General features: G+C 47.1%; 15 protein-coding genes. All 15 read left to right on the top strand.

The features are described 5' to 3' along the window. Nucleotide 1 precedes the first annotated feature (1 nt). The 15 genes from trpA (at nt 2) to ASG16_RS24945 (ending at nt 13,291) form a co-directional block, all read left to right on the top strand. Nucleotides 2-820, top strand: coding sequence for a tryptophan synthase subunit alpha (trpA, locus tag ASG16_RS25015; protein WP_056492814.1), 819 nt, complete (start codon nt 2-4; stop codon nt 818-820). Between the two features lie 29 nt (nt 821-849). Next, nucleotides 850-1,944, top strand: a complete 1,095-nt coding sequence (gene hisC / locus ASG16_RS25010) for a histidinol-phosphate transaminase (RefSeq protein WP_056492817.1) — start codon at nt 850-852, stop codon at nt 1,942-1,944. A 69-nt stretch (nt 1,945-2,013) separates the two neighbouring features. Beyond that, nucleotides 2,014-3,117 carry a prephenate dehydrogenase gene (locus ASG16_RS25005; protein ID WP_056493343.1) on the top strand — a complete coding sequence of 368 codons (1,104 nt, stop codon included), beginning with the start codon at nt 2,014-2,016 and terminating at the stop codon, nt 3,115-3,117. Between the two features lie 89 nt (nt 3,118-3,206). Next, on the top strand, nt 3,207-4,490 hold the full coding sequence (gene aroA / locus ASG16_RS25000; RefSeq protein ID WP_056492820.1) for a 3-phosphoshikimate 1-carboxyvinyltransferase: 1,284 nt from the start codon (nt 3,207-3,209) through the stop codon (nt 4,488-4,490). Nucleotides 4,491-4,808: 318 nt separating this feature from the next. Further along, nucleotides 4,809-5,930, top strand: coding sequence for an amidohydrolase family protein (locus tag ASG16_RS24995; protein ID WP_056492823.1), 1,122 nt, complete (start codon nt 4,809-4,811; stop codon nt 5,928-5,930). A 148-nt stretch (nt 5,931-6,078) separates the two neighbouring features. Next, on the top strand, nt 6,079-6,669 hold the full coding sequence (locus ASG16_RS24990; RefSeq protein WP_007716581.1) for an RNA polymerase sigma factor: 591 nt from the start codon (nt 6,079-6,081) through the stop codon (nt 6,667-6,669). Then, nucleotides 6,666-7,316, top strand: a complete 651-nt coding sequence (locus ASG16_RS24985; RefSeq protein WP_056492826.1) for a zf-HC2 domain-containing protein — start codon at nt 6,666-6,668, stop codon at nt 7,314-7,316. Before ASG16_RS24990 ends, ASG16_RS24985 begins: the two co-directional genes overlap by 4 nt. Before the next feature lie 128 nt (nt 7,317-7,444). Next, the gene (locus ASG16_RS24980; RefSeq protein WP_056492829.1) at nt 7,445-8,392 is read left to right on the top strand and encodes a tetratricopeptide repeat protein; all 948 of its coding nucleotides are present in this window, start codon (nt 7,445-7,447) and stop codon (nt 8,390-8,392) included. A 103-nt stretch (nt 8,393-8,495) separates the two neighbouring features. After that, complete coding sequence (locus ASG16_RS24975) at nt 8,496-9,614, top strand: hypothetical protein (protein ID WP_056492832.1); 1,119 nt, start codon at nt 8,496-8,498, stop codon at nt 9,612-9,614. Between the two features lie 9 nt (nt 9,615-9,623). Further along, nucleotides 9,624-9,839, top strand: coding sequence for an IDEAL domain-containing protein (locus ASG16_RS24970; protein WP_007716588.1), 216 nt, complete (start codon nt 9,624-9,626; stop codon nt 9,837-9,839). A gap of 89 nt (nt 9,840-9,928) precedes the next feature. Further along, nucleotides 9,929-10,351: a DUF2487 family protein gene (locus tag ASG16_RS24965; protein ID WP_048032655.1), complete on the top strand. Its 423-nt coding sequence runs from the start codon at nt 9,929-9,931 to the stop codon at nt 10,349-10,351. A 252-nt stretch (nt 10,352-10,603) separates the two neighbouring features. After that, on the top strand, nt 10,604-11,122 hold the full coding sequence (locus ASG16_RS24960; RefSeq protein ID WP_007716590.1) for a Rieske (2Fe-2S) protein: 519 nt from the start codon (nt 10,604-10,606) through the stop codon (nt 11,120-11,122). 1 nt (nt 11,123) lies between these two features. After that, nucleotides 11,124-11,795, top strand: a complete 672-nt coding sequence (gene qcrB / locus ASG16_RS24955; RefSeq protein ID WP_012686173.1) for a menaquinol-cytochrome c reductase cytochrome b subunit — start codon at nt 11,124-11,126, stop codon at nt 11,793-11,795. A 28-nt stretch (nt 11,796-11,823) separates the two neighbouring features. Then, nucleotides 11,824-12,615, top strand: coding sequence for a menaquinol-cytochrome c reductase cytochrome b/c subunit (locus tag ASG16_RS24950; protein ID WP_056492834.1), 792 nt, complete (start codon nt 11,824-11,826; stop codon nt 12,613-12,615). A gap of 76 nt (nt 12,616-12,691) precedes the next feature. Continuing rightward, the gene (locus ASG16_RS24945; protein ID WP_048032657.1) at nt 12,692-13,291 is read left to right on the top strand and encodes a DUF1405 domain-containing protein; all 600 of its coding nucleotides are present in this window, start codon (nt 12,692-12,694) and stop codon (nt 13,289-13,291) included. Nucleotides 13,292-13,326 lie beyond the last annotated feature (35 nt).

The following is a 13,326-nucleotide window of genomic DNA, read 5'->3' as shown; positions in this document are numbered from 1 at the left end:
CATGGCGACAGCTCTAAATAGAATCGATCAATTATTCGCGGATCGTGATCGCAAACGATTCATTCCATTTCTAACGGTAGGCGATCCTTCCATAGAAGCAACTTTCCAACTCGTAAAAGCGATGGTCGAAGCAGGAGCAGATCTTATCGAGCTCGGCGTCCCTTACTCCGATCCTTTGGCAGATGGCCCAACGATTCAACGGGCTTCTGAGCGCGCACTGAAAAATGGCGTGACGATCGGGGATGCCTTGCAATTGGTCAAAAGGCTCCGCGAATCAGGTATGGAGGCTTCCGTTGTCCTGTTTACCTACTTCAATCCAGTTTTACAATATGGTATCGAGCGCTTTTTTGCCGATCTCGCTGCTTATGGTGCTGACGGTGTTGTCATTCCTGATTTGCCGATTGAGGAAAATGGTCCAGCAGTAACCGCGGCAAAACAGCATGGCATTCATGTCATTTCGCTCGTGGCCCCAACTTCGAGTTCCAGAATCAATACGATCGGCGAGCAAGCAACCGGATTTCTTTATTGTGTATCGTCGCTCGGTGTGACGGGTGCCCGCGCGGACCTGCGAGAGGATTTGGCAGATTTTCTGGAACGAGTAAAGGCCAGCACATCGGTTCCTACGGCGGTAGGCTTCGGAATATCCACGCCGGATCAGGTACGAGCAGTAGCCGCCCATACGAATGGTGTCATTGTGGGAAGTGCCATTGTTCAGCAAATCGAGGAACATGCTGAGCAGCTGAAAGACCCAAAACAGATGCCACAAGCTGTAGAAAAAATAAAAACCTTTGTACATCAGTTAGCCAGTGCGCTACAATAGTGGGAAAAATGTGACTGGAGTGAACGTGGATGCAACCGAAACAACGCATACTCAATGCCCCGGTATATCAACCTGGCAAGCCTATTGATGATGTGAAACGTGAATATGGTTTGACTGAAGTCATCAAGCTGGCGTCCAACGAAAATCCTTTTGGTTCCTCACCGAAGGCCAAAGCCGCCATTGCGGAACAGTTGGACAATTTGGCCCTTTATCCAGACGGTGCAAGCCTTAATCTACGCTGGGATCTTGCTGACTTCCTTGGGGTCAAACCAGGCCAATTGTTTTTCGGCAACGGGTCTGATGAAATTCTGTTGATGATCTCTCGTGCATTTTTGAGTGAAGGAACAAATGCAGTCATGGCGACGCAAACGTTCTCGCAATATCGCTCAAATGGGATTATTGAAGGAGCAGACTTGATTGAGGTGCCGTTGAAAGCTGGCGTTCACGATCTCGAAGCGATGGCGGCTGCCGTCAACGAGCAAACAAAGGTCGTATGGGTATGTAACCCGAACAATCCGTCTGGGACGATTGTAACGACAGCCGAGTTGGAAGCTTTTATGAAAAAGGTTCCTAAAAATGTGCTCGTCGTTTTGGATGAGGCTTACTACGAGTATGTGGTTGATCCAGAATATCCACAAACAGTACCGATGCTCGCGGAGTATCCAAACCTGATTATTTTGCGTACGTTCTCCAAAATCTACGGTCTGGCTGCGCTTCGTATTGGCTACGGGATTGCGTCAGAAGAGCTCATTTCCTCTCTGGAACATGTGCGTGAGCCGTTCAATACAGGCACACTTGGCCAAGTAGCTGCACGTGCTGCGTTACAAGACCAGGAATTTGTGAAATCATGCCGCGATCGTAACCGTGAAGGCATGAAGCAGTTTACCGATTCCTTTGACGAGTGGGGGCTTTCCTACTATCCATCACAAACCAACTTCATCTTGGTTGATTTGAAAAAGGATTCCGACGAGGTATTCAAAAAGCTGCTCTCTCAAGGCATCATCGTTCGCTCTGGTAATGCACTAGGCTTCCCAGGTTTTCAACGTATTACGATCGGGACCAAAGAGCAAAATGATAAGATCCTTTCTGTCTTAAAAGAAATCGTGACTGGAGCATTGAAATAGAGGACGAAGATGCCGGGCATGCCTCGGCATCTTTGTCTAAGAGAGATGAAGGAAGGATAGAGAGTGGAGATGAAAAAAACCACCATTACTGTAATCGGCGTCGGGTTGATTGGCGGCTCAATCGCGCTGTCCATGCGACGTGATCCAAATATTCGGGTAGTCGGCTACGATCTACGTCAGGATTGTTTGGATAAAGCACTGACTCTTGGCGTCATTCATGCCGGCACAACTGATTTGCAGACCGCCGTTCGAGAAGCAAATGTCATTTTCCTCGCATCACCTGTAGAGCAAATCGTTGCAACCATCCGCTCGTTAGTGGAAATGGAGCTGCAGCCAGGTGTCATCATTACGGATGTTGGCAGTACAAAAGCAGGTATTGTCAAACAAGCGGTGGATGTCATTCCCGATCATGTTACGTTTATTGGTGGACATCCGATGGCTGGCTCGCATAAATCCGGCGTGGAAGCTGCTTCAGACCGTCTTATGGAAAACGCCTATTATGTTTTGACACCAGCGCCGGGAACACCTGAAGAAAAAGTAAAACAATTGTCTGAACTCCTTACACTGACGCGCGCAAAAGTCGTGCAAATGGACGCGGCTTCGCATGATCAGGTCGTGGGTGCCGTCAGCCATTTCCCGCACATTCTCGCTTCTGCTCTGGTCAATCTGGTGGCAGGGTACGAAGAGGAAAATGCTTGGCATGCAACGCTTGCTGCTGGTGGTTTCCGAGACATTACGCGCATTGCATCGAGCAATCCTCAAATGTGGCGTGACATTTTGCTGCAAAACCGTGATCCGATCCTGAAAATTGCAAAAGATTGGGCCAACGCATTGGAAGATGTCGTTCACCTTGTAGAACAGGGAGATCCAGAAGGGATCGAGCATTTCTTCAAAACGGCACGAGAATTCCGCGACAGCTTGCCTGAGCGCAAAACGGGTGCATTGCCTCCATTGAACGATTTGTATATCGATATCCCCGACAACCCGGGTGAAATTGGCCGAATTACGACACTATTGGGAGCAAGAGATATCAACATCACGAATCTTCAAATCAGAGAGACACGAGAAGACGTATATGGGGTGCTACGGATTACGTTCCATTCGCAACAAGAGTTGGAAAAGGGAGAGGAAGTTCTTCGCTTTTTCGATTACAATGTATACAAGCGCACATAAGTTTTTTTATGCAAACACACTTTACAACGAAGACGCTTCACAGTACGACTGATGATCTGGGAGAGCGTGAGAGAGAAGGAGTGGAAGCAATGCTTCGCGTACAACAAGCCAAACAAATCAAAGGTACCGTTCGTGTGCCAGGAGATAAGTCCATTTCCCATCGTGCAGTTATGTTTGGAGCTCTAGCAGAAGGAACGACAACCATTGAAGGCTTTTTGCCGGGTGCCGATTGCTTGAGCACGATTAGCTGCTTTCGTCGAATGGGGATCGAGATTGAACAACAGGGAGATGCCGTAACCGTACAAGGAAAAGGCTGGTATGGCTTGCAGGAACCATCTCAACATTTGGATGTAGGGAACTCCGGTACGACCATTCGCTTAATGGCAGGGATCATGGCAACGCAGCCTTTCCATGTGGTGATGGAAGGTGATGAGTCGATTGCCAAAAGACCAATGCGCCGTGTGATCGGACCGCTCCGTCAAATGGGTGCTAAAATCGATGGAAGAAAAGACGGCGAGTACACACCGTTATCCATTCGAGGCGGGGATCTTCAAGGGATCGCGTATCAATCTCCAGTTGCAAGTGCACAAGTAAAGTCTGCGATTATGCTGGCAGGGTTGCAGGCAAAAGGTGTGACGAGTGTAACAGAGCCGCATTTATCTCGTGATCATACAGAGCGTATGCTGCAAGCATTTGGTGTGCAAGTTGTGCGTGATGGCTTGACCGTTTCAGTAGAAGGCGGACAAAAGCTGAAGGGCCGTGCCATCTCTGTTCCTGGTGACATTTCTTCCGCTGCCTTTTTGATTGCTGCTGTAATGGTCGTACCAGGCAGCTCTCTTCTGATTGAAAATGTCGGAATCAACCCAAGCCGTACGGGAATTATCGATGTTGTCAAGGCGATGGGGGGAAGCCTGGAGCTTTTGAATGAGCGAGTCGTAAATGAAGAGCCGGTTGCAGACCTCCTCGTGACTCATTCGGAGTTGCACGGTATTGAAATTGCCGGAGATACCATTCCGCGTCTGATTGACGAAATTCCTGTGATTGCGGTCATGGCAACACAGGCCAAAGGACAAACCGTTATCCGTGATGCCGAAGAACTGAAAGTTAAGGAGACAGACCGTATTGCCACGGTGGTTAGTCAACTGTCCAAATTCGGTGCTAGGGTCACACCTACAGAGGACGGAATGATCATCGAAGGAAAGGCTGGATTGACAGGAGCAGTCATCGATAGCATGGGGGATCACCGAATTGGCATGGCGATGGCGATCGCGGGTCTCGTTGCCGAGGGTGAGACGAAAATCGAAAATGATGAGGCGATTGATGTATCGTTCCCTGGCTTCCATGACTTGCTTGTGAAAATCAGCCAATCATAAAGAATGAAAGAGAAGTCTGCGCCTTTATAGGGTAGCAGGCTTCTTTTTTGGTGCAAAGACAAGCGTTCCGAATTTTAGCAAAAATGATTTGACAAGCGCTTACATTCCGTTTATTATAAAACTACAGTATGGTTTCTCTCCACTCCTATCCAATATAAGAAAGCACGTGTGTGCTACCGTCGTTTGAATGCGCTTACATCAACGGCGGTCTTTTTTTGTTTAAAAAGCATTTAGGCTCGAATGAGTAATTTTTTCCCTTTCTGTGCATAAGCTCGTACAAGGGTAGTGTGTGCATGAGAAGCGGGAGGGGGACGAGCTATGCTGGAGCGAGGGATGGTCATACGTGGGGGAACGATTGTTACAGCACTAGGAATAAAAGAAGCAGATATTTGGATCCGTCATGGGAAAATTGTACGAATTGCCAAAGATACCTTGACGAAAACCCCCTTCAACGATTTATATGAAGAAATTGATGCTACCGGTATGTATCTTTTGCCCGGTTTCGTCGCACTCCCGACACATTCGTTGTATAAAATCAAAGAGGTAGATGTTTATATAGAAACCATGCGAAATCTCATCAGATCGGGATGTACAAGCCTGGTAGATGTCTTCCGGCCTGAGCGTTGGATGAGCAGACCGCAAATTCACTATCAACAAACCCAGCATTTCAACAGCTTGTTGGATTATGTTTGGCACGTGGAAATCGATGTCGCCGATCTTCACGGTGACCGCTTAGCGGAGTGGGTGAACCATGGTTATTCTTCGTTTCATGTCACGATTCGAAATCCAGAAGAAATTTCCACAATAAAATGGGAAACGCTTTTGCAACTTCATACGTCTAAACATACGATCCTGCACATGCAGGTACAAAATGATCCGTTTTTGAAAAAAGAACAACGGGAACTCATTCGACAGATTTGGATGGACGCTACTCGTTATTGGCGGTTACGCACAGTCATTACAGATTCGCAAGCGGCCTTTCATTTTGAAGATAATGACCCGTACCTGCATATCTTTCGTTTACCTGCTGAAGTGACGGATCAAGGTCTTCGTCAATTACATCGTCATTGGTTTGGGAGCTGGCAAGTAGCCTCTCCGATTCACGATGTACGGATTGATACACGAAAGAGCTGGTGTACGCCTGAAGAATTGCTTTGCTTATTAGTCAGGCTCACTTCGACAAATGTTGCAAAAGCAATTGGACTGTATCCGCGAAAAGGAAGCTTGACAACTGGCGCAGACGCTGATATCGTTTTCCTGAAAAAGGAAAACTGGTTGACAAAGAATGATCTTTCCACTATTCTCAATTTTAGTGAAATGCATCTTCCAACATCTGTTATGTCGAACGGTAAATGGATATATCGAAATATGCGATTTATCTCTTTGATTGGTATGGGTAAGTGTTTAATCAACACGAAGCCCTACGCTTATGTCATATAACCCCAGTTTGGGGGTTTTTTCGTGAATGGTTTCCAGCAGACAGACGAGAAAAAGAATCGTAAGGTCGCGCAACTTTTTACATCCCCAGCAGTCTAATTATGCAAAAGGCCGCTGAGGGATCGGAATCGCAAGGAGGTAATCTCTGATCATGACCGATTCCCAGCTTATCCGAGAGATTAAAGAAGGTAATCTGGAATGCTATGCTGAACTGATTCGTCGATATGAAAAAAAGATCCTCTCATTTGTCACTCATCTTTTGCGTCAGGCACATTTAGAGCATATAGCGGAGGATATATGTCAGGAGACGTTTTACAAGGCGTATAAGAGCATTCATTCTTTCCGAGATGTAGAAGCTACATTCTCCACCTGGCTCTATACGATTGCACGCAACTCCGTACTTAGTGAATTGCGCAAGAGTCGCAATTCTGATGTGTATCTGGATGATACGTTGCAAGTGCCTATGGCATCTCCCAAGACACTGCCTGAGCAAGTTCTGCTCCGGAATGAACGGGAGAGCATGGTAAGACTGGCAATCAACAGTTTGCCAGAGAAGCAACGCTCAGCACTGATATTACGCGAGTACGAACAAATGGATTACACAGAAATCGCTACGATTCTGGATTTAACAGTGAGCTCTGTGAAGTCTCTACTGTTTCGAGCGCGGCAAAGTATTCGTGGACAGTTGGAAAACTACATCCTGGACCCTCATTTGGATGAAGCTGAAGGGATGAATCGATGATGAGATGTGAAGAAGTTCAGGAAATACTGCCTGAATACGCCGAAAATCTGTTGCCTGAGGTGACCCAACGCCGGGTTGATCACCATATGGCTGCATGCTATGCCTGTCGTTCCGACTATGAGATTTGGTCGGACAGTGGTGAGTGGATGGAAATGGATAAAGAAGAATACCATTCTGTAACTCCATCACGTTCCATTGTAGACGCGGTGATGGCCCGTATTTTATCGGAAGAGCAGTGGGCGATCCCGATTGGCAGAAAAATTTTCAGCGTGACAGCGAGAATGCGACGCATGGGTGCGAGTGTAGCTGTTTTGTTGCTGATGGTCTTTTCGTTCACTTTATACGTGAATACAAGCACTACAGAGCATGCAAATTCGCTCGTTATTAATGGAGAAGTCATGGAGATTAATACGCCAAAAGCGCAAGTCATTTCTTCTTCCATGCAAACAGACGACGGTACATACGTGGTTGAAGCACAGCCATATACGTCGCAAGGAGACACTCTGGAACATGCTACTGCTTCGATCGTACCGCTCGATGGAAAGCCGACTTCTACTGAATTAGCCAAGCCGAATTACAGCGTTGTACTTAGTATTTTTGGAATCCTTATTACTGTTCTTACAATGAGCTGGCTAACGCGCGCATAATGGTATATGATCAAGAGTAAAAGAAAAGACCGTCTTCGGACGGTCTTTTGTGGCTATTTTATTAGAGTGGTTGTTCAGCAAGCACGTAGAGCAACAAGGCCACGCAAAATACATATGAGGTGAAAGAAATGCCGAAAAAGTGGCTGTATGTCATAGACGAAGCGATCAAGCGGATCGAAAACGATGAAGTGGAGTTGGGCTTGACCGCTCTACAAAAGGTTCAGGAGCATGGAAAGGATTTGCCGGATGTCATGATGTATTTGGCAGAGGTCTGGTATCGACTCGGTCATTTGGAAGAGGCGAGTCAATTGCTGACAGATGTCATGGCTAAAAATCCGCAAATGGATTCCTCTTTGCGCAGAGAATGCCAGCTGCTGTTAGCGGAGATTGCTTTGGATTCCGGTGATTTTGAGACGGCGCAACACCTTCTCTATGAATGTAAAGAATCTGGCTTCGAAAGCATCCAGCTTGACTTGTTGTTAGCGGATCTGTATTCACTCCAAGATTTGGATGAAGTAGCGGTCAAGTATTTGGAGCAAGCAAGACTAAAGGAGCCAGACAACCAAGATATTATGGCTGCGCTGGGTAACTTGTATTTCCGTATTGGAGAAGACGAGAAAGCAATGAAGCTCCTGGAACAAGCCGGGGATGAAAGTTTGTCCATGCTTTTGACAAAGGGGCGCTCGTACGCTCAAAGCGGTCAATTCGAACAGGCGTACCACGTATTCCGTCAGGCGCTGGTCATGGATCGTTCGCCAGAAGTACTCTACGGATGCGCACTGATGGCATTCCACGTAGGACGACTAGATGAAGCAGCAGAACTGGTCAGCAGCTTGCAAGCGGTCGACGAGGAGTATGTAGCTGCTTACCCATTAGCCGCTGATGTGAATCTTTCGATGGGGAAAACAGAAGCCGCCATTGAGGCTTTGAAGCAATATGTGTCTTTGTCCGGATTCGATTTGGATCAAATTCGCAGGCTGATTGCCCTTTTGACGCAAGCGGGACGTTATGACGAAGCGAAAGAATACCAGCAGCTCCATGATCTGTGGGACCATGAATCCGACGAGGAACAATAAAAAATAGACAAACAGGAAGTCACTTCGGTGGCTTCCTGTTTATTTTTCCGCATTTTGGCAAGAATGAGAGACAAGTAAGCCATCGTAAAGAAGGGATGCACAGATGAACTTGGCTGAGATCTTGGTGTACACCGATATCCGGCAGCTCCATCAGATTGCCAACCATTACGGATGCGAATGCAACCCTCATTCCAAAAACGAATTGATTACGTCGCTGTTGTCTAGCTTGAGGCACAGGTTGACAATCTCTCAAGAAGTTGAGCAGCTTAGCAGTGCAGAAACCCATTTTTTGCTCCAATTGTTCCTGGACAAGCGTACGGTCATGTCACTTGAGGATTTGTTGGCGAAAGCCGGGGTGGCACTGGAGTGTGAAAAGGAAAAAAAGCAGGAGGAAGGACGGAAGTTTGTCGCAGCTGCAATGAAGCGAGGATGGATTTTTCCAGCGAAAAGTAAAACCGTAGGGCAGTATCAAATTCCGCTGGATATCCGTGAGCCGTACTTGCAAGCGTGGCTGACAAAGTGGCGTGAGTCAAACGCACTGCTTCATCCCGGTCCGCAAGCTTACAGGGATGAAGGAACAGCACTATGCGATGATATCATGCAATTTTTACAATTTCTCCAGCAGGAGCCAGTACGGCTCACCGCAGAAGGTGGCATGTACAAACGTCACCAGCAGCAGCTTTTTCAATTTTTGTACGTAAAAGAAGAGCCGCTATTGCCGCAAAAATGGCGCTTTGGGTACGGTCTGCATTTTGATTTATACCCTGACCGTTTTTCCTTGCTCTACGATTTCTGCTACTATCACCGATGGATTGTAGAAGTGGACGGCAAGGTAGCAGTAACGGATGCAGGGAGGGAGCGACTGGAGCAACCGTATAACGATCAATTGTACCATGATGTCATTCGCTTCTGGATGAGGCTGTACAAACGGGCTGTCCCGAACTTGCCAATGCTGGTTCAGCTCATTCCGTTGATCGCGTCGGGTGGCTGGGTAAGTCAGCAATCGCTAATGGACACGCTGCTCCATTGGATGAAAGAGTTTTACTACGATTCGCCTACTGATATCTTGGTGAATCGGGTATGCAAAATGATGGTACATCTAGGGTTGTTGCGCGTCGGCCAAGACGAACAGGGGCAGTGGTTATATACCGCAACGTATGCGAGCCAGACTTGGCTTCGAAAATACAATGGTTTTACCGAAACGACTATTTTATTGAAGTGAGGGATGGGTATGGAGTGGCCGAATTTCTATTCCAACGCGTACGGAACGAACAATCAAATGGTTTCCGGTTTGTTATCTGAAATGGTAATCGACGAGCAAATGCGTCAATACCGCAAGCGCACGCTAATCCAGGAGATTGATGAGGCACTTGCATCAAAAAACAAAGAGCTGTTTTTGCGCTTGACAGACGAATTAAAAGAAATCATGGCTTACGAGCAAGCCTAAATACATAATCGTCTGCGTTATTGCGAGTCTCCAACCATTCATGGTACGCTTGTTTCCAGAAATGAACAAGGAAATGAGGAGACGGCTCTATGCAGTGGAACTTGAATGATTTTGAAAACTGGGAGGAGTTGCGGTCCTTTGTGGATACCGCGCTGCTCCCTCTTTATTTGTACAACTCGGACAGAAAAGTAGAAGAGCATGTTGTACGCATGAACTACTTATTAAATGTAGCGGCCGGGATTGAGCAGCGACTGAAGGGACGCGTTCTGCTATTTCCGTTAAGCTATCAAATCGGAGAAGAGCAGCTAGATCAACGAACGCCGGCGGAATTCCCCTATAAAGTACTGCTTCATTTTCGCGGAGAACAGATTCAATTAAAGGACCGAGCGGAAGAAGGCGTGCTGACCTTATTGGTAGGGGATGAAGATCTGGAATCTTCTTTGCGTTTTGAAGTGACTGTGGATGTGCTGTACAAAGAGGTCATCAAGCTGTGGCAAAACGGGCGGGGATAATCAATTTGAGATAGAAAAGAGACGCAATAGAGAAAGCGTTTTCCGGTAATACTACAGAAAAATGGGTGGGGCAAGGTCTTAAATTTGACAATCTGGCAACAATATCCTGTCACACATCGTTTGGGTAAAGACATGTCCACTGGACATTCTTGACATCTTTATAGGCGTTAGCTATGATTGGGATTGACCTAGTGTATATGTATGAAAATGCCATCGTAGCGCTATTTTACAGGATAAGGAGGGAAAAAAGATATGGGAGACAAACGCGAAATTTCCAGGCGTACATTTTTGAACTACGCCCTTATGGGAACTGGCGGATTCCTTGCTGCGGGAATGATCACCCCAATGATTCGCTTTGCGGTAGACCCCCTTCTGCAAGGACATGCAGGTGGAGATAAAGTAGCTGTCGGCAGTCCGGATGAGTTTAGTGCCGTGCCAAAACGCGTAGAATTCAAGGTCCATACCAAGGACGGTTGGTATGAATCAGAATCTACACTTACTGCTTGGGTTACCAAGAACGACAAGGGTGAGATTCTTGCTCTGTCCCCGATCTGTAAGCACTTAGGGTGTACCGTTGACTGGGGAACTGGCCCAGGACAACCAAATGAGTACTTCTGTCCATGCCACATGGGTCGTTATTCGATCAATGGCGAGCACATTTTGGGAACGCCACCGACGGCTTCTCTTGATGAGTATGAGACAGAAGTCAAAGATGGAAAATTGTATTTAGGTAAAGTAAAAGCAAATCCTCGTCCGGGGGTGAACGGCTAAAATGATGCAAAAAATGTATGATTGGGTCGACGAGCGCTTAAACATCACTCCGATGTGGCGTGACTTGGCTGACCACGAAGTACCTGAGCACGTGAACCCGGCACATCATTTTTCAGCTTTTGTTTACTGCTTTGGTGGACTTACGTTCTTTATTACCGTTATTCAAATCTTGTCTGGTATGTTCTTGACGATGTACTATGTACCAGACGTTATCAATGCTTACGAATCCGTTAAGTACCTCCAGAACGAAGTAGCGTTCGGGGTAATCGTACGCGGTATGCATCACTGGGGTGCCAGCTTGGTAATCGTGATGATGTTCCTACATACTCTGCGTGTATTCTTTACAGGTGCATACAAAAAGCCGCGTGAATTGAACTGGGTAGTCGGCGTACTGATTTTCTTCGTTATGCTGGGCCTCGGTTTCACAGGTTACCTCTTGCCTTGGGATAACACTGCATACTTTGCGACCAAAGTAGGTGTGCAGATCGCTGACTCTGTACCTTTCATCGGACCATATGTGAAAACTTTGCTCACAGGCGGAGACATTCTAGGGGCACAAACCCTTACCCGTTTCTTCGCGATTCACGTGTTCTTCCTCCCAGGCGCACTGCTTGGTCTGTTGGGAGCTCACTTTGTTATGATCCGTTCGCAAGGTATCTCGGGTCCACTATAATCGGTCTTCGAAAAAAGGAGGAAATAGCATGGCAAAACAAGATAAAGATGCTACCTTCGTCGGAGATTCCCGAGTATCGGCGAAGCGTATTCCAAACATTTCTCCATCCTACTCCGACTTTCCAGGTAAAAACGAGCCGTTTTGGCCAAACTTCCTGTTGAAAGAGTGGATGGTGGCAGCCGTTTGCTTGGTTGGTTTCCTTGTGTTAACGGTTTCACACCCGTCGCCGTTAACTGACAAAGCAAACCCGAATGATACTTCATTCATTCCGTTGCCAGACTGGTACTTCTTGTTCCTGTATCAAATGCTGAAATATCCTTGGGCTGCAGGGGATTGGGTCGTGCTCGGTACCGTTGTCGTACCAGGTATCGCATTTGGTGCACTGATGTTGGCGCCTTGGTTGGATACCAGCAAAGAGCGTCGTCCTAGCAAGCGTCCAGTTGCTACAGGTTTGATGCTGACTGCGCTCGTTGGTATTTTCTACCTGACTTGGGCAGCGAACCATGAATATCATTTGGCTCACCCAGATAAAGGGAAAGGAACTGGTGGCAAACAGGGCTCTAGTGCAACTGCACCTGCTCCGGCTGACACCAGCTTTACAGCAGATGCGCTTTGGAAAGCGCAAACAAGCTGTATGGGATGCCATGGTAAAAACATGGAGGGTGGCATGGGTCCAAACCTCCAGAAAATCGGCGCAACTTTGGATGCAGCCAAGATTACTGATGTCATCAAGAACGGTAAAGGCTCAATGCCAGGCGGTATGATCAAAGATGATGCAGAAATCGCAAAGCTAGCTGAATACATGGCTGGCTTGAAATAAGCTAATAGGGGAAAAGCTGGCTGGTAATGCGGTCAGCTTTTTCGTTAGCGGCGTACACAGCGGGAGACGATTATAGATGATCTGGATATGGGAGTGGTTTCGGCAATCTTTGGGCAAAAGGTGGTTTCTTTGGACGCTGTTCTTCGTCAACTTTTTGGGAACCATATATGGATTTATCTGGTATGGTAACCAATTGGCTGAGACACCAGCATATTTAATTCCTTTTGTCCCGGACAGCCCGACAGGTAGCGGACTTTTTTCGCTTGTACTCCTTACCTATTTGTTGGGTCGCCACATTCCTGTACTGGAAGCTTTGGCTGGCATCACCAATTTTAAGTATGGTGTCTGGGCCGTTTGCATTATCGTGGCTGGTTGGTTGATGGGCAATGAAGTGCGTTGGACAGACGTGATGCTGATCATTTCCCACACCGGCATGGCTGTGGAATCTGTTTTATATGCGCGTTTTTACAAGCTAAGTCTTCTGCCGGTGGGAATCGCTGCGCTGTGGACACTGAATAATGATTTTCTCGATTACGTCATGGACATCCATCCGTGGCTGCCGAGTGTACTGGATCCATATGAGGGCTTCGTTGGGTTGTTTACGGTTCTTCTCAGTCTGATCTCGATCTCGGTGATCTGGTGGGTGAATATGAAGTATACGACAAATAAGGTCTAATCTTGTCCTCCTTTCCATAGGCTTTACTAGGGAAG

The sequence above is a fragment of the Brevibacillus sp. Leaf182 genome, assembly GCF_001423865.2.
Lineage (GTDB): Bacteria > Bacillota > Bacilli > Brevibacillales > Brevibacillaceae > Brevibacillus > Brevibacillus brevis_C.
This window is presented reverse-complemented; position numbering and strand designations above follow the sequence as displayed.